Source organism: Paracoccaceae bacterium Fryx2, from assembly GCA_032334235.1.
Classification (GTDB): Bacteria; Pseudomonadota; Alphaproteobacteria; order Rhodobacterales; family Rhodobacteraceae; genus JAVSGI01.
The window spans coordinates 2,114,269-2,133,212 of sequence record JAVSGI010000005.1 but is presented as its reverse complement, the minus strand read 5'-3'; the positions used below and the strand labels follow the sequence as shown (position 1 = coordinate 2,133,212).

Annotated in this window: 22 protein-coding genes; 19 read left to right on the top strand and 3 right to left on the bottom strand. The window is 66.6% G+C overall.

Going from position 1 to position 18,944, the window contains the following annotated elements; genetic code table 11:
* The first annotated feature begins 64 nt into the window (after window positions 1-64).
* The 4 genes from ccoG to ccoS are packed head-to-tail and all read left to right on the top strand — an operon-like array spanning window position 65 to window position 4,362.
* Entirely contained in the window at window positions 65-1,495 is a 1,431-nt protein-coding gene (gene ccoG, locus RNZ50_19575) for a cytochrome c oxidase accessory protein CcoG (GenBank protein MDT8857192.1), read from the top strand.
* A gap of 1 nt (window position 1,496) precedes the next feature.
* On the top strand, window positions 1,497-1,955 hold the full coding sequence (locus RNZ50_19570; GenBank protein MDT8857191.1) for a FixH family protein: 459 nt from the start codon (window positions 1,497-1,499) through the stop codon (window positions 1,953-1,955).
* A gap of 4 nt (window positions 1,956-1,959) precedes the next feature.
* Complete coding sequence (locus tag RNZ50_19565; GenBank protein ID MDT8857190.1) at window positions 1,960-4,200, top strand: heavy metal translocating P-type ATPase; 2,241 nt, start codon at window positions 1,960-1,962, stop codon at window positions 4,198-4,200.
* Between the two features lie 3 nt (window positions 4,201-4,203).
* A complete protein-coding gene (gene ccoS / locus RNZ50_19560; GenBank protein ID MDT8857189.1) occupies window positions 4,204-4,362 on the top strand; it encodes a cbb3-type cytochrome oxidase assembly protein CcoS in 159 nt (52 codons plus the stop codon).
* 179 nt (window positions 4,363-4,541) lie between these two features.
* On the opposite strand, the gene RNZ50_19555 is transcribed toward ccoS, so the two are convergent.
* Complete coding sequence (locus tag RNZ50_19555; GenBank protein MDT8857188.1) at window positions 4,542-5,039, bottom strand: hypothetical protein; 498 nt, start codon at window positions 5,037-5,039, stop codon at window positions 4,542-4,544.
* Between the two features lie 1,182 nt (window positions 5,040-6,221).
* Here RNZ50_19555 and pufB point away from each other — a divergent pair.
* The 3 genes from pufB to RNZ50_19540 all read left to right on the top strand — a co-directional run bounded on the left by pufB (window position 6,222) and on the right by RNZ50_19540 (window position 8,197).
* On the top strand, window positions 6,222-6,377 hold the full coding sequence (gene pufB, locus RNZ50_19550) for a light-harvesting antenna LH1, beta subunit (GenBank protein ID MDT8857187.1): 156 nt from the start codon (window positions 6,222-6,224) through the stop codon (window positions 6,375-6,377).
* 12 nt (window positions 6,378-6,389) lie between these two features.
* Entirely contained in the window at window positions 6,390-6,548 is a 159-nt protein-coding gene (locus RNZ50_19545) for a light-harvesting protein (GenBank protein ID MDT8857186.1), read from the top strand.
* Window positions 6,549-6,802: 254 nt separating this feature from the next.
* The gene (locus tag RNZ50_19540; GenBank protein ID MDT8857185.1) at window positions 6,803-8,197 is read left to right on the top strand and encodes a PucC family protein; all 1,395 of its coding nucleotides are present in this window, start codon (window positions 6,803-6,805) and stop codon (window positions 8,195-8,197) included.
* On the opposite strand, the gene RNZ50_19535 is transcribed toward RNZ50_19540, so the two are convergent.
* Together RNZ50_19535 and RNZ50_19530 are read right to left on the bottom strand one after the other, a co-directional pair.
* Window positions 8,198-9,079: a DMT family transporter gene (locus RNZ50_19535; GenBank protein ID MDT8857184.1), complete on the bottom strand. Its 882-nt coding sequence runs from the start codon at window positions 9,077-9,079 to the stop codon at window positions 8,198-8,200.
* Window positions 9,080-9,081: 2 nt separating this feature from the next.
* Window positions 9,082-9,963: a LysR family transcriptional regulator gene (locus RNZ50_19530; GenBank protein MDT8857183.1), complete on the bottom strand. Its 882-nt coding sequence runs from the start codon at window positions 9,961-9,963 to the stop codon at window positions 9,082-9,084.
* Between the two features lie 347 nt (window positions 9,964-10,310).
* On the opposite strand from RNZ50_19530, the gene ffh reads away from it, so the two are divergent.
* The 12 genes from ffh to RNZ50_19470 all read left to right on the top strand — a co-directional run bounded on the left by ffh (window position 10,311) and on the right by RNZ50_19470 (window position 18,862).
* On the top strand, window positions 10,311-11,810 hold the full coding sequence (ffh, locus tag RNZ50_19525; protein MDT8857182.1) for a signal recognition particle protein: 1,500 nt from the start codon (window positions 10,311-10,313) through the stop codon (window positions 11,808-11,810).
* Window positions 11,807-12,325 carry a GNAT family N-acetyltransferase gene (locus RNZ50_19520; GenBank protein ID MDT8857181.1) on the top strand — a complete coding sequence of 173 codons (519 nt, stop codon included), beginning with the start codon at window positions 11,807-11,809 and terminating at the stop codon, window positions 12,323-12,325. The genes ffh and RNZ50_19520 overlap by 4 nt, the downstream gene beginning before the upstream one ends.
* A 17-nt stretch (window positions 12,326-12,342) precedes the next feature.
* Window positions 12,343-12,639: a chorismate mutase gene (locus RNZ50_19515; protein MDT8857180.1), complete on the top strand. Its 297-nt coding sequence runs from the start codon at window positions 12,343-12,345 to the stop codon at window positions 12,637-12,639.
* A gap of 58 nt (window positions 12,640-12,697) precedes the next feature.
* The gene (gene rpsP / locus RNZ50_19510) at window positions 12,698-13,054 is read left to right on the top strand and encodes a 30S ribosomal protein S16 (GenBank protein ID MDT8857179.1); all 357 of its coding nucleotides are present in this window, start codon (window positions 12,698-12,700) and stop codon (window positions 13,052-13,054) included.
* A gap of 13 nt (window positions 13,055-13,067) precedes the next feature.
* Window positions 13,068-13,700, top strand: coding sequence for a 5,6-dimethylbenzimidazole synthase (gene bluB / locus RNZ50_19505; GenBank protein ID MDT8857178.1), 633 nt, complete (start codon window positions 13,068-13,070; stop codon window positions 13,698-13,700).
* Between the two features lies 1 nt (window position 13,701).
* The gene (rimM, locus tag RNZ50_19500) at window positions 13,702-14,205 is read left to right on the top strand and encodes a ribosome maturation factor RimM (protein MDT8857177.1); all 504 of its coding nucleotides are present in this window, start codon (window positions 13,702-13,704) and stop codon (window positions 14,203-14,205) included.
* Window positions 14,206-14,223: 18 nt separating this feature from the next.
* Complete coding sequence (locus RNZ50_19495; GenBank protein MDT8857176.1) at window positions 14,224-14,805, top strand: hypothetical protein; 582 nt, start codon at window positions 14,224-14,226, stop codon at window positions 14,803-14,805.
* Window positions 14,802-15,638 (top strand): tRNA (guanosine(37)-N1)-methyltransferase TrmD, encoded by an 837-nt coding sequence (gene trmD / locus RNZ50_19490; protein ID MDT8857175.1) that lies wholly within the window; start codon window positions 14,802-14,804, stop codon window positions 15,636-15,638. Before RNZ50_19495 ends, trmD begins: the two co-directional genes overlap by 4 nt.
* Before the next feature lie 50 nt (window positions 15,639-15,688).
* A complete protein-coding gene (rplS, locus tag RNZ50_19485) occupies window positions 15,689-16,072 on the top strand; it encodes a 50S ribosomal protein L19 (protein ID MDT8857174.1) in 384 nt (127 codons plus the stop codon).
* Window positions 16,073-16,083: 11 nt separating this feature from the next.
* Complete coding sequence (rpmE, locus tag RNZ50_19480) at window positions 16,084-16,305, top strand: 50S ribosomal protein L31 (GenBank protein ID MDT8857173.1); 222 nt, start codon at window positions 16,084-16,086, stop codon at window positions 16,303-16,305.
* 184 nt (window positions 16,306-16,489) lie between these two features.
* Window positions 16,490-17,299 carry a division plane positioning ATPase MipZ gene (locus RNZ50_19475; protein MDT8857172.1) on the top strand — a complete coding sequence of 270 codons (810 nt, stop codon included), beginning with the start codon at window positions 16,490-16,492 and terminating at the stop codon, window positions 17,297-17,299.
* Between the two features lie 63 nt (window positions 17,300-17,362).
* Entirely contained in the window at window positions 17,363-18,862 is a 1,500-nt protein-coding gene (locus tag RNZ50_19470) for a malonyl-CoA synthase (GenBank protein ID MDT8857171.1), read from the top strand.
* Window positions 18,863-18,944: the final 82 nt, after the last annotated feature.

The following is an 18,944-nucleotide window of genomic DNA, read 5'->3' as shown; positions in this document are numbered from 1 at the left end:
GCGCATACCGTCCCAAGGCACCCAAACAGCCAGCGGCCGAAAACCTGCCAGTCGGAGACATTCCTTGACCAGCCCAGATACCCAGCCTCAATCCCTGTATACAGCGCGAGAACCGATCTTTCCGCGCCGGGTCAAAGGCAAGTTTCGCAGCCTGAAATGGTGGCTTCTGGCCATCATGCTTGGGCTATACTACATAACCCCTTGGATTCGCTGGGATCGCGGGCCGAACCTTCCCGATCAGGCGGTGCTGATGGATCTGGGGGGGCGGCGGTTCTTCTTCTTCATGATCGAGATCTGGCCGCATGAATTCTACTTCGTGGCGGGCCTGCTGATCATGGCGGGGCTGGGGCTTTTCCTGTTCACCTCGGCGCTGGGGCGGGTGTGGTGCGGCTATGCCTGCCCGCAGACGGTCTGGACCGACCTTTACATCCAGGTCGAACGCTGGGTCGAGGGCGACCGCAACGCCCGCCTGCGCCTGCACCGGCAGGGCTGGGGCTTCGAGAAGATTCGCAAATACGGGCTCAAGTGGACGATCTGGCTGCTGATCGGCGTCGCGACCGGCGGCGCCTGGGTGTTCTATTTCACCGATGCGCCAACGCTGCTGCGCGACCTCGTGACGCTCGAAGCCCATCCGATCGCCTGGATCACCATCGTGATCCTGACGCTGACCACCTTCCTGTTCGGCGGCTTCTTCCGCGAGCAGGTCTGCATCTATGCCTGCCCCTGGCCCCGCATCCAGGCCGCGATGCTTGACGAGGATTCGATCACCGTCGCCTACCGCGACTGGCGCGGAGAGCCGCGCGGCAAGCTGCAGAAGGGCGAACCCGTCAAGGCCCAGGGCGACTGCATCGACTGCATGGCCTGCGTCAACGTCTGCCCGATGGGCATCGACATCCGCGACGGCCAGCAACTTGCCTGCATCACCTGCGCGCTGTGCATCGACGCCTGCGACGACGTGATGGACCGCATCGGCAAGCCGCGCGGCCTGATCGACTACATGGCGCTGACCGACGAGATTGCCGAACGGGCGGGGGCGCAGCCGGTTTCCATCTGGAAACACGTGTTCCGGCTGCGGACGATGATCTACACCGTGCTCTGGGCTGGAATCGGGGTCGGCCTGACGGTCGCGCTGTTCCTGCGCTCCGACATCGACATCTCGCTGAGCCCGGTCCGCAACCCCACCTTCGTCGTGCTGTCGGACGGCACGATCCGCAACGCCTATGACATCCGGCTGCGCAACAAGCTGGGCGACGACCGCAACTTCAGCATCTCGCTGACCTCGGATGAAAGGCTGACGCTGTCGCTGGAAGGGCTGGCCGATCCGATCGTCAAGGTGCCTGCCAACGAAACCAAGACCCAGCGCATTTATATCGAGGCCGCCCCCGGCAGTTCCGCGTCCACGGATGAGCGCACGCAACTGCGCCTCTGGGTCGCGGATGTTGCAGGATCGGCCCGGATCCATCACGATACGATCTTCAATGGAAAGGACGACTGACATGGCCGAACTGACGGGGCGCAAGGTTGCGATCATCACCGTTTCCGCTTTCAGCGTCATCATCGCCGTGAACCTGGTGATGGCGACCAAGGCCGTCACCACCTTTCCCGGGCTGGAAGTGGCGAACTCCTATGTCGCGAGCCAGTCGTTCGACGCCGACCGCGCGGCGCAGGAGGGGCTGGGCTGGACCCTGGTGCCCGCCTACGATCCGGTCGGCAAGACGCTGAGGCTGGCGTTTACTGATGACGCAGGGCTGCCGGCGCAGATCGCTTCGCTGTCGGTGCTGGTCGGCCGCACCACCGAATCTCGCAAGGACCAGACGCCGGAGTTCCTGCGCGAATCGGGCGTGTTCACGGCGCCGCTCGATCTCGATCCCGGCAAGTGGATGATGCAGATCGAGGCCAGGGCGGCCGACGGCACCCTGTTTCGCCAGCGCATCGACCTGTTCGTGAAGGGCTGAAGCAATGGCTACCGCGCAGCGCCTTGTGCCAACTCCGCCCTTCGACAGCGAAGAAGAGGATGTGCATGAAGGCGGGCGCGCCTCGGCCTGCCCGGCCTGTGCGGTGGCACCGTCGGCCGAACGGCTGGCCGAACTGTCAAGGCCGCACCATGCGCGCCTGATGCTGTCGCTGCCCACCGCGCATTGCGCGGCCTGCATGTCCACCGTCGAAGGCGGGCTGGAAAAGCTGCCCGGCGTGATCTCGGCCCGGGTCAACCTGACCTTGCGCCGTGTCAGCGTCGAGGCTGCCCCCGAAATCACCGCCGACACGCTGATCGCAGCTCTCGACCGGCTGGGCTACGAGGCGCACGAACTTGACGCCGGCCTGCTGTCGGCCACCGAAACCGACCGTCAGGGCCGCGAGCTGCTGATGCGGCTGGGGGTGGCGGGCTTCAGCATGATGAACGTCATGCTGCTGTCGGTCGCGGTCTGGTCGGGGGCCGAGGACGCGACGCGCGACCTGTTCCACTGGATTTCTGCCGCCATCGCCCTGCCGACCGTGGCCTTCTGCGGCCAGCCGTTCTTCCGCAATGCCTGGGCGGTGCTTCGGGTCGGGCGGCTGGGCATGGATGTGCCGATCAGCCTTGCGATCATCCTTGCGTCCGCGATTTCGCTGTTCGAGACGTTCCAGTCCGGCCACCACGCCTATTTCGATGCCGCCGTGATGCTGACGTTCTTCCTGCTGGCCGGGCGCTATCTCGACCACCGCACCCGCGCCGTGGCCCGATCGGCGGCCGAGGAACTGGCGGCGCTGGAAGTGCCGCGCGCCTTTGCGCTGCGCGACGGTGCCGAGGTGGCGGTGGCGATCTCGGATCTGCGGGTCGGTGAATGGGTGCGGGTGAGGCCCGGCGGGCGGATGCCGGTTGATGGCGTGGTGGTCGAGGGCACCTCCGAGATCGACCGCGCGCTGCTGACCGGCGAAAGCCTGCCGGTGTTCGCGGGCCCCGAAACGGTGGTTTCGGCTGGTGAGGTGAACCTGACCGGCCCGCTGACGGTGCGCGTCACCGCGGCGGGCAAGGATTCGTCGCTGCACCGCATGGCTGATCTGGTTGCCATCGCTGAAAGTGCCAAGACCCGATACACCTCGCTGGCCGAACGGGCCTCGCGGCTTTATTCGCCTTTGGTGCATATCCTGTCCTTCGGCGCGTTCGGGGTCTGGATGTGGATCACCGGGGGCGATGTGCGCTTTGCCGTCAACATCTCGGCGGCGGTGCTGATCATCACCTGCCCCTGCGCGCTGGGTCTTGCCGTTCCGGCCGTGGTTACCGCCGCCTCGGGCAAGCTGTTCCGCAAGGGGTTGCTGATCAAGCACGGCACGGCGCTGGAACGGCTGGCCGAGGTGGATTGCGTGGTGTTTGACAAGACCGGCACGCTCACGCTCGGGGTGCCCGAACCGACCAATCTCGGCAGTCAGCCGCGCGTCGAGATCGAGGTTGCGGCGGCACTGGCCGGGGCCTCGTCGCATCCGCTGGCCGTGGCGCTGGCGCAGGCGGCGCGGGCGGCAGGGATTCGCACGGCGATCGTCACTGATCTGCGCGAGGTGCCGGGGTATGGCGTCGAGGGGCAGTGGCGCGGCCAGACGGTGCGGCTGGGCCGGGCAAGCTGGTGCGACGCCGACCCGCTGCCGGTCACCGCGACCTACCTCTGCCTTGGCGATGGTGCGCCGCGCCCCTTCACCTTTGCGGACCGGCTGCGGCCGGGCGCCGAAACCGCAATCGCCGCGCTGGCGGCGCAAAAGCTGCGAATCCTGCTGATTTCGGGTGATGCCGAAGGGGCGGTGGCCGAACTGGCCGGGCGTCTGGGGATTGCCGAATGGACCTCTGGCGCGCTGCCAGCGGAAAAATCGGCGCGTGTGGCGACGCTGACCGCCGAAGGGCGGCGGGTGCTGATGGTGGGTGACGGGTTGAACGACACGGCGGCACTGGCGGCGGCGCATGTCTCGATTTCGCCCGCGTCGGCGCTGGATGCGGCGCGGGTGGCGTCGGATATCGTGTTGCTGGGGCAGGACATGGCCCCGATAGCCGATGCGCTGCGAATCGCGCGGCAATCCACCCGGCGGATCAAGGAGAATTTCGCGATCTCGGCCATCTACAACGTGGTGGCCGTGCCGCTGGCGCTGGTGGGCCTGGCTACGCCGCTTGCGGCGGCGCTGGCCATGTCGCTGTCGTCGATCACCGTATCGCTCAATGCCCTTCGGCTGAGGTAACCCATGGACATTCTGGCCTATCTGATTCCGGTATCGCTGTTTCTCGGCGGTATCGGTCTGGCGGCGTTCTTCTGGGCGTTGAAATCGCGGCAGTTCGAAGACCCGCAGGGGGATGCCAACCGCATCCTGAAAACCGATTGGGACGACCGGCCGAAACCCTGAGCGAGCCCTGCGCCGCGTCGGCGGCCGTGATGAAGGTCAAGGTTGCCTGCAAGCGAAAGCTTCGCACCCGTAGCGGGGCAGGGGTGGGCGTGGTGTCGAGCGGCCGTATAAACGCAGAAATCGCCCGTCTGCAAAAGCAGGCGGGCGAAAGGTCAGGTTCCGACGCGCAGGCGCGTAGATCAGGCGGCGCGCTTGCCTTCCCACTGGAGCAAGGCTCCGATGGTGCCCATGTCGTCATAGGTCATCAGACCTTTCGGGGCGAGTGCCGCCTCGATGCGAAGGAGTTGCGGCGGAACCGTGTTCAGCGAGGAAGCGAACGGGCTGCCCTCGACCTTCATCAGTTCTTTCGGCTCGACGCGCGCCACCAGTTTGCGCATCTTCTCCATCCGGTGGTCATAGGTGGAAACCCCGAAGAAATCCGGGTATTCCATCATCTTGGTCGGGGTCATGTATTCGAGCATCCCCTTCATCTGGGTTTCCGGATCGCGGCCCCAGAAGGCCCATTCCAGGAAGCCCCCGAAGAAGAAGGTCACAAGGCCCGCAACGGGAATGGCGTTGACATCCGATTGTTCACCGGCCGCCACCATCCCTACGAACGTTACGAAGCCCACAGCGCCCGCGATGGGCCAACTGTTGGATTTCCCCTCTTCATTCTTCAGCCAGTTCCTGATCGTCATTGTCTTCTCCTTCGTCGTTCGCATGGAACCCAACCGGTTTCAGAAGCAAATCACAGCCAACGATAGATGGTCATGGTTCTTCGCCGGGAACGTTAGCACGCGGAGTTCGAACGACAAGGGTCCGATCCGTCGCGCCTGCCTGCCACAGGGGGGGCGCGGGGCCGCGCCGCGTCGGGGCGGAATGGTTGCCGTGGCAAGCCGGCGGTCGTCTCGCAGACCGGTGCCTCGGGATTGCGGCAACCTGCGCGGGCGGGGATCGGCTGCTGCGCCGCAAACCGCGGGCCGGGGGCGTCGCCCGCCAAAGATACGGCGCCCGATGACGGGAAAATGACTGGTTCCTTCAATCTTTCCTGCGGTTTGTGGTGCGATCGGCCGTGGATGCCGTGTCGGCGCCGGGCTGGGGGAAACCCGGGTTTCGAACCCGCTCGTGCCATCCGCGACGGGTCCGGGTCAGGCCCGTTTGCCGCCTCGGCACCGGATTTCGGCGGCCGATCCAGAGGGCTGCATCCCGGTGCCAGGGGCGGCGTTGCGGGGGGCCGCCAACGTCAATCTGTCGCAGTCAAAGCCGTCCTGCGCGGCGGCGCGGCCTGCGAGAGGCCCCGATGGCCGACGCGAGTCGCGGGGGCGGCAAGCCCTGGTGATTCCCCGGCGGGCTTTGCTGCCGTCAGGTCTTTTGCAGCAAACTTCGCCCCGGTCGCGTGCCCCGTGCTGCACCGCCCCGTCGCCGGCCGCCCGGTTCCGGCCAGGCGAGCGCCACGGCTGGCGGCTCTGTGGGCGGGAGCGGGTGGCAGCGCGCGCGGGGGCCTCCATGGCCCGGAAAACGGGCGCATGGCAGCCGTTCAGGCCCGAAATCGCTGAGAAAACGGCAGTTTTGCACGGTTCTTTGGGGCGGAACGGCGGGGCCGGAGAAGGGAAGCACCGGAAATGATGCGGAATGGCGTTGTATATTGCAGGTCTGCCTTCTCAGGGGGGCGGGTCAATACATCGCACCGGAACGCAGTCTGTAAGCCTAAGTTGACATTGTTTTTGTCATTCGGATGTGACACTTTTTTCTGGCAGCGACGTTGGACCATGGCCTGCAAAGCCACTTCGTGTGGCCTGATGGTTCGATCCGCTCGTTGTTCAAGCCAGCGTGAGGGCCCTTCACGCAACTCGTCGTAATCTTGATTGGGGAGACGAAAAGTGACTGATGATCCGACCAAGGTCTGGCCGACCGGTCTGACCGCTCCCGAGGCTGAAGAGGTGCACAAGCAGCTCATCCTCGGGACCCGCGTTTTCGGCGGTATCGCGCTTCTGGCGCACTTTCTGGCGGCTGTCGCCACTCCGTGGCTCGGCTAAGGGAGAAGCAAGATGACCAATGGTAAAATCTGGCTCGTTGTCAAACCGACGACTGGCATCCCGCTGTTCCTGACCGCCGTGGCAGTCAGCTCGTTCCTCGTCCATCTGGCTCTGGTGACCAACACTCCTTGGCTCCAGAACTTCTACAATGGTGTGCCGATGACGCCCTGAAAGGGCCGCTGAACGGGAATGGGCGCCCGGGTCTCGTCTGACCTGAACCTCATGTCGTTCAGACAACAAACCCTACGCAGGCCGGGATCCTCCGATCCCGGCCTGCGTGTCATGACAAAGCGGTCCGACCCTTCAGCATGATACCCGGTCGCTGACCTGTTCCCCGAACACCGGTTCCCGGAACAAAGAACCACCCGGGTGGCAGGGCTGCGGCGCGACGCGGTGGTGCGCCATCCTGAAAAAGGATTTTCTGCATGAGCCGATTCAGCAAATGGGCCACCCAAAGCCTGATCCGGATCGGCCCGCGCTACCTTCCCTTTGCCGACGCGGCATCTGAAACCCTGCCGCTTGGCAAGCTGCTGCGGTTGTCGCTGTTTCAGGTTTCGGTGGGAATGGCGCTGGTGCTGCTGGTCGGCACGCTGAACCGGGTGATGATCGTCGAGCTTGACGTGCCCGCCTCGCTGGTCGGCATCATGATCTCGCTGCCGCTGCTGTTCGCGCCGTTTCGCGCGCTGATCGGGTTCAAGTCGGATACCCACATTTCCGCGCTCGGCTGGCGGCGCACGCCCTGGATCTGGAAGGGCACCCTGCTCCAGTGGGGCGGCTTTGCCATCATGCCGTTCGCGCTGCTGGTGCTTTCGGGCAAGGATTACGCGGCGGGCACGCCGGAATGGATCGGCCTGGCCAGCGCCGGGCTGGCGTTCCTGCTGGTGGGGGCCGGGGTGCATACGGTGCAGACGGTCGGTCTGGCGCTGGCCACCGATCTGGCCCCGCGCGAGGATCAGCCGAAAGTCGTCGGCCTGATGTATGTCATGCTGCTGGTCGGCATGATCGCCAGCGCGCTGATCTTCGGCGCGCTACTGACGCCCTACCATCCGGCGAAGCTGATTCAGGTCATCCAGGGTGCTGCGGTTGCGACCATGGTGCTGAACCTGATTGCGATGTGGAAACAGGAACCGCGCGACCGCTCTCGCACCGTCAAGCCCGAGGTCGAGCCGCAGTTTTCCGACAGCTGGCGCGAATTCATCACGGCGCGCAATGCGCTGCGCGGGCTGATCGTGATCGGCCTCGGCACGCTGGGTTTCGGCATGGCCGATGTGCTGCTGGAGCCCTATGGCGGGCAGGTGCTGGACATGACGGTGGCCCAGACCACCCGGCTGACTGCACTGTTTTCGGGCGGCGGGCTGATCGGCTTTGCGCTGGCCTCGGCGGTGCTGTCACGCGGGGCGGACCCGCTGCGGATGGCTGCGCTGGGTGGTCTGGCGGCGCTGCCGGGGTTTGCGGCGATCATCGGGGCGGCGACCGGCGGCACGACGACCATGTTCGTGCTTGGCACCATGCTGGTCGGCTTCGGCGGCGGGCTTTTCAGCCATGGCACCCTGACGGCCACGATGCGGCTGGCCCCGAAAGAGCAGGTCGGTCTGGCTCTGGGGGCCTGGGGCGCGGTGCAGGCCACCGCGGCCGGCGTGGCTATTGCCTCGGCCGGGGTGATTCGCGATGTCGTGCTCGGCCTGCAGATCGGCGGCACATTCGGCGAGGCCACGCCCTATGTCACCGTGTTCATTCTGGAAATGGTGTTCCTGCTGGCGGCGCTGGTGGTCATTCTGCCGCTGGCAATCAGCCGGGTTCTGGCGGCTGACCGGCAATAGCTACGCCTCGTCCTTCACCAGCAGCAGCAACGCCAGAATGCTGAACGCCACGCCCGCCAGCACCATGACCGGCGGTGCCGTGCGGCCAAGCGCGATTTCCCAAAGGATGACCCAGCTTGGCGTCAGGTAGGTGTAGGCCATCACCTTGGCCGAGGGCAGCCGCAGCGTCGCGTATTGCAGCAGCACGAAGGTGACGGCACTGGCAAACACCGCCACATAGAGCAGCGTCAGCCAGACGATGCCGGGCAACGCCAGCCAGTCGGTCGCCACCACATCGCGCCATCCCCAGATCAGCAGGATCACGAAGCCCGCCACCATCATCCCCAGGGTGAAGACCACCGCAGGCTCGCCCCGGTTCAGTTTGCGCACCATCGGCGCATAGACCGCATGTGCGACGCAGCCCCAGAAATACACCAACTCGCCGCGCCCGACCTCCAGCCCGGCCAGCGCGCCCAGATCGGCGCGAAAGATCACCCAGACCGCCCCCGCCGCCCCGATCGCCAGCGCCAGCGCCATCCGCGGCGTGGTGACCTGCCGCAGCAGCAGCCAGCCGAACCCCGCCGCCATCACCGGCGTCAGGGTGAACACGGCCGAGGCCGCCACCGGGGCCGCGGTCTTCAGGCCCTCGAACATCAGCACGAAATAGGCGGCCAGCAGCGCCCCAAGCACGATGTAGCGCCACGGCGCGGTCAGGGCCTGGCGCGAGACCCCGGTGGTGGCCAGCGCCACCGCCCCCACCAGCACACCGGCCAGCAGAAAGCGCGCCGTGGTCAGCGCAGCCGGGGCGATCAGCGGGGCCGCCATCGCCCCCAGCGAGAACGACCCCGCCACCAGCGCCGAAAAGGCCAGCATCGCCAGATGGCCGCGCTGGCCCTCGGTCAGCCTCAAATCGAGGCCCACCCGGCCGCGGCCCGTTTCAGATGGGTAAGGAATCCCTGCACCTTGACCGTGCGGTGCAGATCGACATGCGTCACGATCCACAGCGGGGCTTCCCATTCGGGGTGCGGCGGCATCACCGTTACCAGGTCCGGGTCGCCTTCGGCCAGATAGGCCGACAGAAAGCCGATTCCCGCGCCAGCCCGGACCGCCATTTCCAGCGCGGCCGGCTCGGAGGCGCGGTAGCTCAGCCGCTCGGGCGCCACATGCTCGCGCAGCCAGCGGTGGAACGGCGCGCGGCTGGCGGCGCTGTCGGCCGCGATGAACTGATGGTGCGCGAAATCCTGCGGTCCCGCGGGCAGGCCATGCGCCGCGACGTAGGATTTCGCCGCGTAAAGGCCGGTCCGCACCCGCACCAGCGGCTGCACCACGTTGTCGGGCTCTTCCGGCGCGGCCCCGGCGCGAATCGCCACATGCGCTTCACCGTAGTCCAGCCGGAACACCCGCATGTCGGTCAGGAACCGCACGGTCAGCCCGGGGTGCGCCGCCTGAAACCCCACCATCACCGGCGTCAGCAGCCCCGCGATGCCGGAAATCGAGGTGACCACCAACTCGCCCCCGACCGTTTCGCCCTGACCCTTGATCCGGCTGGCAAGCTGGCTGAACTGTTCTTCGGTGGTCTGCGCCACCAGCAGCAGGTCGCGCCCGGCCTCGGTCGGGGTGTAGCCGCGCGCGTGGCGCTGGAACAGCCGTGCCCCCAGCCGCTTTTCCAGCGCGTCGATGTGGCGGATCACCGTGGCATGATGCACCCCCAGCACCTCTGCCGCGCCCGACACGGTGCCCAGTCGCGCCACCTGAAACGCGGTGCGGATCTCATCCCAGTTTTCCACGTGGCCCCCGGTTGCAATCTGGCGCAATGACGCCCGGTTTGGGCGCGCCTTGCAAGGGCTTTCATCTTGGTTCAAATATCCCCGCCGGAGGCACCCGTCGCCGGGGCAGGACGCTCCGCGGGGGATATTTGAGCCAAGATGAAAGCGGGTGCGGCAGGACCGCTTGACTCGCCCGGCACCCCGGCGTATTTCGCCCCAATTCCCCGGAGGCCCTGCTTCCGGTCCCGTCGCATATGCGGGGATCGCCATCCGTCAGCGCGTTGCGCCCACGGGTGTCATGCCGCATTGCACCGTCACCCCGCCGGACGCATATCCGGCACGTCAGCAACGCTCCAGGAGGGCCCGCGATGTTCGAGAACCTGTCAGAACGCCTGGGTTCGGTCTTTGACCGGCTGACCAAGCAGGGCGCGCTGTCGGAGGCCGATGTCGCCACCGCGCTGCGCGAGGTGCGCGTGGCGCTGCTGGAGGCCGACGTTTCGCTGGCGGTGGCGCGCGAATTCGTGGCGCGGGTGCAGGCCAAGGCGACCGGCCAGGCGGTAACAAAATCGGTGACGCCGGGGCAGCAGGTCGTCAAGATCGTGCATGACGAGCTGATTCATGTGCTGGCGGGCGATGGTCCGGCCGATGCGCTGAAGATCGACAATCCGCCCGCCTGCGTGCTGATGGTCGGCCTGCAGGGCTCGGGCAAGACCACCACCACCGCCAAGCTGGCCAAGCGGCTGCATGACAAGCAGGGCAAGCGCGTGCTGCTGGCCAGCCTCGACACCAACCGCCCCGCCGCGATGGAGCAGTTGCAGATTCTGGCAGCCCAGGTCGGCGTCGACAGCCTGCCGATCGTCAAGGGCGAGACCGCCGTCCAGATCGCCCGCCGCGCCAAGACGCAGGCGACCATGGGCGGCTATGACGTGCTGTTCCTCGACACCGCCGGCCGTCTGCACATCGACGAAGTGCTGATGGACGAGGTGCAGGCGGTGCGCGACATCGCCCAGCCGCGCGAGACGCTGCTGGTGGTCGATGGCCTGACCGGGCAGGACGCCGTGAACGTCGCCACCGAATTCGATGGCAAGGTCGGCATCACCGGCGTGGTGCTGACCCGGATGGACGGCGACGGGCGGGGCGGTGCTGCGCTGTCGATGCGCGCCGTGACGGGCAAGCCAATCCGTTTCGTCGGCCTTGGCGAGAAGATGGACGCGATCGAGACGTTCGAGCCGGAGCGGGTCGCGGGCCGCATCCTTGGCATGGGCGACATCGTGGCCCTCGTCGAGAAGGCGCAGGAAACCTTCGAGGCCGAACAGGCCGAACGCATGATGAAGCGGTTCCAGAAGGGGCTGTTCAACATGAACGACCTCAAGGGCCAGCTGGAACAGATGCAGAAGATGGGCGGAATGCAGGGCCTGATGGGCATGATGCCGGGCATGGGCAAGATGGCGAAGCAGGCCGAGGAGGCCGGGTTCGACGACCGGATGCTGCGCCGCCAGGTCGCGCTGATCAACTCGATGACCAAGAAGGAACGGGCCAACCCCGACCTGCTGGCCGCCAGCCGCAAGAAGCGCGTCGCCGCCGGTGCCGGGCTTGAGGTGGCCGAACTGAACCGGCTTCTGAAGCAGCACCGCCAGATGGCGGACATGATGAAGAAGATGGGCAAGGGCGGCATGATGAAACAGGCGCTCAAGCAGAAGATGGGCAAGGGCGGCGCGATGCCCGACCCCGGCAGCCTCGACCCCGAAACCATGAAGGCCGCCGCCGCCGCGATGAAGGGCCGGATGCCCCCCGGCATGGGCGGCTTTCCCGGCATGGGCGGCATGAAGCTGCCCCCCGGCCTGTCGGGGCTTGGCAAGAAGAAATGACTTTGCCCTTCGCCATTCCCACCCTGGAAACCGACCGCCTGACCCTGCGCGCGCCGCGGGAGAGCGATCTGGAGCCGATGGCCGCGTTCGGCGCGACGGACCGGGCGCGCTTTGTCGGCGGCCCGTTCAGCCGCTGGGACACCTGGCGCGTGTTGCTGGCGGGTATCGGCCACTGGGCGTTGCGCGGCTACGGTTACTGGTCGGTCGATCTGCGCGACAGCGGCCGGATGATCGGCCGGGTTGGCGTCACCTACCACGACGGCTGGTCCGAACCGGAATTGGGCTGGCATGTCTATGCCGGTGCCGAAGGCAAGGGGTTGGCACACGAGGCCGCGCTGGCCGCGCGCGCCTTTGCCAGGACCGGCTTTGGCCTTGGCCCGCTGATCAGCCACATCGCGCCCGACAATGCACGCTCGATCCGCCTGGCGGAACGGCTGGGTGCCCGGATGGAACGGCGCGGCACGCTGAAGGGCACGCTGATCCACATCTACCGCCACCCCGAGGCCGCCGCATGACCCATGCCCAGATTGCCATGACCGACGCCGCAGCACAGGCCGCCGCGCTGCTGAAGGACCACCGCGACAGCATCGACCGGCTGGACGCGATTCTGGTCTATACCCTTGCCGAACGCTTCAAGCAGACCAAGGCCGTGGGGCGGCTGAAGGCCGAACACGACCTGCCGCCCTCGGACCCCGCGCGCGAGGCGCGCCAGATCGAGCGGCTGGAATGGCTGTCGCAGGAAGCCGACCTCGACCCCGAGTTTGCCAAGAAATTCCTGACCTTCATCATCTCCGAAGTCATCAGGCATCACGAGAAATTGCAGAAATAACATCGCTTTGCGGGGCGCGTCTGGCGCCTTCAGCGACCAAACCCAAGGAGACTGCACTATGGCCATGAAAATCCGTCTTGCCCGCGGTGGTTCCAACAAGCGCCCGCACTACGCGATCGTCGCCTCTGACAGCCGGATGCCGCGCGACGGCCGCTTCCTGGAAAAACTGGGCACCTACAACCCGCTGCTGGCGAAAGACAGCGAAGACCGCATCAAGATGGATGTGGATCGGGTGAAATACTGGCTGTCGCAGGGCGCGCAGCCGACCGACCGCGTCGCGCGGTTTCTGGAAGCGGCCGGCGTGATGGCCAAGACCGTGCGCAACAACCCCAAGGCCGCCGTTCCCGGCAAGCGCATGGCCGAACTGGCCAAGAAGAAGGCCGAGCGCGCCGCCGCCCCGGCCGACGCCGAATAAGGCCGGTGCTGCCATGCACGGCAGCTATTCCGACGCCTTTCGCGCCGAGTTGCGCGATCTGATGCGGTGGCGGCGCGATGTGCGCCGCTTTCGCACCGATCCGGTCGAGGCAGCGGTTCTGGACCGCTGCCTTTCCGTTTTCGGGCTGGCACCCTCGGTCGGGCTGTCGGAACCGTGGCGGGTGATACGGGTGGAAAGTGCGGCCGCGCGGGCGGCGGCGCTGGCCAACTTCGAGGCCGAGAACGCAAAGGCCCTGACCGGCTATGCCGATGAAAAGGCCCGTATCTATGCCGGGCTGAAGCTGTCGGGCATGCGCGAGGCACCGGTGCAACTGGCGCTTTACTGCGACGAGGCGACGCCGAAGGGGGCGGGGCTTGGCGCAGGCTCGATGCCCGAAACCCGCGCTTATTCGGTGGTGGGGGCGATCACGCTGTTCTGGCTGGCGGCGCGGGCCGAAGGGCTGGGGCTGGGCTGGGTCTCGATTCTCGATCCGGCGCGACTGGCGCGCGACCTGAACACGCCCGATGACTGGCGGCTGATCGGCTACCTGTGCGTCGGCTGGCCGGAAACCAACGGCGACGTGCCGGAACTGGAAACCGTGGGTTGGGAACACCGTGCCCCCGCCCTGTGGATGGAGGCTCGCTGAAATGACGGACCGAGTCTGCGTCGGGGCCATTGCCGGCTCCTGGGGGGTCAAGGGCGAGGTGCGGCTGAAAAGCTTCTGCGCCGACCCCGACGCCATCGCCTCCTACGGCCCGCTGTTCACCGAGGACGGCAGCCGCAAGTTCACCGTCAAGCTGACGCGCCCGGTCGCCGGGGGCCTTGGCGCGCGCATGTCGGGCATCGAGACCAAGGAGCAGGCCGACGCGCTGAAGGGCACCAGCCTGTATGTCAGCCGCGAAAAGCTGCCCTCGCTGGGCGATGACGAATACTACCATGCCGACCTGATCGGGCTGGCGGTGCATGATACCGGCGGCGTGCTGATCGGCGCGGTGCAGGCGGTGCACAACCACGGCGCGGGCGATTTGCTGGAAGTGCTGGGGCCGGGCATGAAGACCGCGCTGCTGCTGCCCTTCACACGGGCGCAGGTGCCGACGGTCGATCTTGCCGCGCGCCGCATCGTGGCCGACATTCCCGAAGGGCTGGACTGAGAACCACCGGAGGTCAGGATGATGAACCGTCAGCGGCTGTTGATGGGGGCCACGGCCCTGCTGTATTCCGGGCCGCTGCTGGCGGGGCTGGGCGGTTACGGCTGGGCGCTGGTGCCGGTGTTCACCGCGATCTTCATGCTGTGGCACTTGATCCTGCGCCCGCAGCAATGGCCGCAGGATGCCGCAGGCTGGATGCGCCCCGAGGCGTGGCTTCTGCTGCTGGGGCAGGGGGCGATGCAGGTCTTGCTGGTGGCGGTCTGCTTTGGCGTCGGGCGCGGCACCGGCGGCGTGCTGGGCGCGCTGCCGCCGTTCCCGGTGATGCTGCCCATTGCAATCTCGTTCCTGTCGATCCCGCTGGCAAGGCTGCTCTGGGATCCGTGGAAGGCGGCGGCCAATGACGGGTTGCCGGAAGTTGCATTGAACCCAACCAACCCGGCCCCGCCCGACCCGCTTGCAGACACCGCTCCGCTGCCGCCGGATGCCGGCAGCCCCGAGGGTTTCGCGGCGCCGGCGGTGCAGACGACGACACCGCACCACGGTGACGATAGCGACGTGGCCCCCTTGTCATCCCCGGCCGCTGCCGCCACACCCGCGCCATGACCGAAGACCCCGACAAGCCCAAATCGCATGGCAGACTGAGCATCTCCGCCAGCCTGAAACCGCGCGACCTGATGGAGCCGCAGCGGCTGAAGGGTGCATGGACCGCCAAGATCATCACCCTGTTCCCCGAGGCGTTCCCCGGCACGCTCGACCTCAGCCTGACCGGCAAGGCACGCGAATACGGGCTGTGGGCGCTGGAGGCGATCGACCTGCGGACCTTTGGCGACGGCAAGCACCGCAACGTCGATGACACGCCGGCGGGGGGCGGTGCGGGCATGGTGCTGCGCGCCGACATCGTGGCCGCGGCGCTGGAACATGCGGCGCTTGGCACGCCGAAGGACCGCGCCGAATGGCCGGTGATCTACCTTTCCCCGCGGGGCAAGCCCTTCACGCAAGCCATGGCGCGCGGGTGGGCGCAGGGGCAGGGCCTCACCCTCTTGTGCGGCCGGTTTGAAGGCGTCGATCAGCGCGTGCTCGACCATCACGGCGTCGAGGAGGTCTCGCTGGGCGATTTCGTCCTGACCGGCGGCGAGATCGCCGCACAAGCCTTGATTGACGCGACCGTGCGGCTTATACCCCGCGTGCTCGGGAATCACGCGTCCACCGAAGAGGAAAGCTTTTCGGAGGGACTCTTGGAGTTTCCGCAATTCACGAAGCCGACCGTCTGGCAGGGCCGCGCGATACCCGAAGTGCTTCAATCGGGCCATCACGCGAAAATCGCCACCTGGCGCAAGGCCATGGCCGAAAGGCTGACAAAGGAACGCAGGCCTGATCTCTGGCGGGCTTACTGTGCGGCGCACGGTAGGGACCCGGATGAAGACCGAGAGCTCTGAGGCGGCACCACCTTCGCGGGAAAAACCGTGAGCAACTGAAAGGACTTGCGATGAACCTTATCGCGCAGATCGAGGCAGAGCAGATCGCTGCCCTCGGCAAGACCATCCCGGATTTCAAGGCCGGCGACACCGTGCGTGTCGGTTACAAGGTGACCGAAGGCACCCGTTCGCGCGTGCAGAACTACGAAGGCGTCGTGATCGGCCGCAAGGGCGGGGCGACCATCGCCGCCTCGTTCACCGTGCGCAAGATCTCGTTCGGCGAAGGCGTGGAACGGGTGTTCCCGCTCTATTCGACCAACATCGATTCGATCGAGGTCGTCCGCCGTGGCCGCGTCCGCCGCGCCAAGCTGTATTATCTGCGCACCCGTCGTGGCAAATCCGCCCGGATTTCCGAAGACACCACCTACAAAGCCAAAAACGGCGCCAGCGCGTAAGGACCGGGACCATGAAAAAAGGCATCCACCCCGACTATCACATGATCAACGTCAAGATGACGGATGGCACCGTGTTCCAGACCTTCACCACCTGGGGCAAGGAAGGCGACCAGATGGCGCTCGACATCGACCCCTCCGTGCACCCAGCATGGACCGGCGGTTCGGCCAAGCTGATGGACACCGGCGGCCGCGTGTCGAAGTTCAAGAACAAATACGCCGGTCTGGGCTTCTGATCCCCGACCCGTGCCGGACGACACGCCGCCCTTCGGGGCGGCGTTTTGCATTGCCCGAAGGGTGCTGCCTTGCGCCACAGGCGGAAAACTGCGCGTCGGGCCTTTCCAAAGGACGCAAGCCTTGACATGAACACGCTCGCAACGGCCGCCGCGGGGCGATCCGGGCGAGGGTCGAAAGGGTGCCATGGCGCATATCATCGTGGTCGGGAACGAAAAGGGCGGCTCTGGCAAGTCCACCACCTGCATGCATGTCGGCACGGCACTGGCCCGGCTCGGCTTTCGTGTCGGCGCGATGGACCTTGATCTGCGGCAGAAGACCTTCGGGCGCTATATCGAGAACCGCCTTGCCTTTCTGGCCCGCAGCGGCCTGACCCTGCCCACCCCCGCCTACCGCGACCTGCCAGAGGCCGACCCCGCGCATCTGGCGCCCGGCGAGAATGCCTTCGATCACCGCCTGTCGGCGGCGGTCTCGGCGCTGGAACAGGTGTCGGATTTCATCGTGATCGACTGTCCGGGTTCGCACACCCGGCTCAGCCAGATGGCGCATTCGCTGGCCGACACGCTGATCACGCCGCTGAACGACAGTTTCGTCGATTTCGACCTGCTGGCGCGGATGGACCCCGAGACGGGCAAGGTCAAGGGTCCGTCGATCTATGCCGAAATGGTGTGGAACGCGCGGCAGTTGCGCGCGCAGGCCGGGTTGAAGCCGATCGACTGGATCGTGCTGCGCAACCGGCTTGGCGCGCAGCAGATGCACAACAAGAAGAAGGTCGGCGCGGCACTGGAGGATCTGTCGAAACGCATCGGGTTCCGCGTGTCGCCCGGTTTTTCCGAACGGGTGATCTTTCGCGAACTGTTCCCGCGCGGGCTGACGCTGCTCGACCTCAAGGAAACCGGCGTCGATCAGTTGAACCTCTCGAACATCGCGGCCCGGCAGGAGGTGCGCGACCTCTTGACTGCGCTGCGCCTGCCGGGCGTGACGCCGAACTTCTGACAGGCCCTTGAGCCGCCCCCGCGCCCCGTGGCAAGCAGGGCGCAGGCCACCCGAGGAGGCATCATGCCCAACACCCTGTTCGACGCGCTGTTTGCCCCGCTGCGAGGGCGCGAAAGCGCGCTGCTGATCCTGCCATCCGGGGAAACGCTGTCGGGCGATGCGTTTCTGGCGCTGGTGGCGCGGCAGGCGCAGGCGCTGCGCGTGGCGGGGGTGCAGCCCGGCGACCGGATTGCGGCGCAGGTCGCCAAATCGCCCGAGGCGCTGGCGGTTTATGGTGCCTGCGTGGCACTGGGGGCGGTGTTCCTGCCGTTGAACCCGGCCTACACCGCCGATGAGGTGGGGTATTTTCTGGGCGACGCCACACCGCGCGTCTTTCTGTGTGATGCCGCGCGAGAGGCGGCGCTGGCGCCGTTGAGCGGGGCGCTGGTGCTGACGCTGAACGCCGACGGTTCGGGCAGTCTGACCGACCGGGCCGCCGGGATGCCGGGGACGATAGACCCGGTGGACCGTGGGCCGCAGGATCTGGCGGCGCTGCTTTACACCTCGGGCACCACGGGGCGCTCGAAGGGCGCGATGCTGACGCATGAAAACCTGCTTTCGAATGCGCAGGTGCTGGCCGACCTCTGGCGCTTCACCGACCGTGACGTGCTGCTGCACGCGCTGCCGGTGTTCCACACGCACGGGCTGTTCGTCGCCTCGAACATCACGCTGCTGACCGGGGGGGCGATGATCTTCCTGCCCGGCTTCGATCTGGACACGGTGCTGCGCCTGCTGCCGCAGGCCACCGCGATGATGGGGGTGCCGACCTTCTATACCCGGCTGCTGGACGACCCGCGCCTGACGCGCGATCTGGCGGCGGGGATGCGGATTTTCGTGTCGGGTTCTGCCCCATTGCTGGCCGAAACCCATGCCGGTTTTGCCGCCCGCACCGGGCACCGCATTCTGGAACGCTACGGCATGACCGAAACCAACATGAACACTTCCAACCCCTATGACGGCGACCGGCGGGCCGGGACGGTGGGCTTTCCCCTGCCGGGTGTAGAGTTGCGCATCATGGCCGATGGTGCTGAAGTCGCGCCCGGCGAGGTCGGCATGATCGAGGTGCGCGGGCCGAACGTGTTCAAGGGCTACTGGCAGATGCCGGAAAAGACCGCCGAGGAATTGCGCCCCGACGGGTTCTTCCTGACCGGCGATCTGGGGCGGCTCGATGACGACGGCTATGTGCAGATCGTCGGCCGTTCGAAGGATCTGATCATCTCGGGCGGGTTCAACGTCTACCCCAAGGAGGTCGAACTGGTGCTGGACGAGGTGCCCGGCGTGCTGGAAAGTGCGGTGATCGGCCTGCCGCACCCGGATTTCGGCGAGGCGGTCTTCGCCGTGCTGGTGCCAAGGCCAGGTTTTGCGTTGAACATCGGGGCGGTTCTGGCGGCGACCGGCGACCGGCTGGCGCGGTTCAAGCAACCGAAAGATGCCGTGGTGTTGGCCGAGTTGCCGCGCAACGCCATGGGCAAGGTGCAGAAGGCCGCGTTGCGGGCGCGCTATTCCGGGCGCTTCGCGGGGTGACCGGCGCCGGGTGTCGGTGTTCACTTGGTCTGAATGTGTGGTGCAAATGGTTTGATATCGGAAGAGGGAACCTGACGGCGGA

What these genes read in the sequence shown, in the direction of transcription:
- RNZ50_19570 (MDT8857191.1), top strand. Translation starts at nt 1,497, where the DNA reads ATGGCCGAACTGACGGGGCGCAAGGTTGCGATCATCACCGTTTCCGCT.
- RNZ50_19565 (MDT8857190.1), top strand. Translation starts at nt 1,960, where the DNA reads ATGGCTACCGCGCAGCGCCTTGTGCCAACTCCGCCCTTCGACAGCGAA.
- ccoS (MDT8857189.1), top strand. Translation starts at nt 4,204, where the DNA reads ATGGACATTCTGGCCTATCTGATTCCGGTATCGCTGTTTCTCGGCGGT.
- RNZ50_19555 (MDT8857188.1), bottom strand. Translation starts at nt 5,039, where the DNA reads ATGACGATCAGGAACTGGCTGAAGAATGAAGAGGGGAAATCCAACAGT.
- RNZ50_19545 (MDT8857186.1), top strand. Translation starts at nt 6,390, where the DNA reads ATGACCAATGGTAAAATCTGGCTCGTTGTCAAACCGACGACTGGCATC.
- RNZ50_19540 (MDT8857185.1), top strand. Translation starts at nt 6,803, where the DNA reads ATGAGCCGATTCAGCAAATGGGCCACCCAAAGCCTGATCCGGATCGGC.
- ffh (MDT8857182.1), top strand. Translation starts at nt 10,311, where the DNA reads ATGTTCGAGAACCTGTCAGAACGCCTGGGTTCGGTCTTTGACCGGCTG.
- RNZ50_19520 (MDT8857181.1), top strand. Translation starts at nt 11,807, where the DNA reads ATGACTTTGCCCTTCGCCATTCCCACCCTGGAAACCGACCGCCTGACC.
- RNZ50_19515 (MDT8857180.1), top strand. Translation starts at nt 12,343, where the DNA reads ATGACCGACGCCGCAGCACAGGCCGCCGCGCTGCTGAAGGACCACCGC.
- rpsP (MDT8857179.1), top strand. Translation starts at nt 12,698, where the DNA reads ATGGCCATGAAAATCCGTCTTGCCCGCGGTGGTTCCAACAAGCGCCCG.
- bluB (MDT8857178.1), top strand. Translation starts at nt 13,068, where the DNA reads ATGCACGGCAGCTATTCCGACGCCTTTCGCGCCGAGTTGCGCGATCTG.
- rimM (MDT8857177.1), top strand. Translation starts at nt 13,702, where the DNA reads ATGACGGACCGAGTCTGCGTCGGGGCCATTGCCGGCTCCTGGGGGGTC.
- RNZ50_19495 (MDT8857176.1), top strand. Translation starts at nt 14,224, where the DNA reads ATGATGAACCGTCAGCGGCTGTTGATGGGGGCCACGGCCCTGCTGTAT.
- trmD (MDT8857175.1), top strand. Translation starts at nt 14,802, where the DNA reads ATGACCGAAGACCCCGACAAGCCCAAATCGCATGGCAGACTGAGCATC.
- rplS (MDT8857174.1), top strand. Translation starts at nt 15,689, where the DNA reads ATGAACCTTATCGCGCAGATCGAGGCAGAGCAGATCGCTGCCCTCGGC.
- rpmE (MDT8857173.1), top strand. Translation starts at nt 16,084, where the DNA reads ATGAAAAAAGGCATCCACCCCGACTATCACATGATCAACGTCAAGATG.
- RNZ50_19475 (MDT8857172.1), top strand. Translation starts at nt 16,490, where the DNA reads ATGGCGCATATCATCGTGGTCGGGAACGAAAAGGGCGGCTCTGGCAAG.
- RNZ50_19470 (MDT8857171.1), top strand. Translation starts at nt 17,363, where the DNA reads ATGCCCAACACCCTGTTCGACGCGCTGTTTGCCCCGCTGCGAGGGCGC.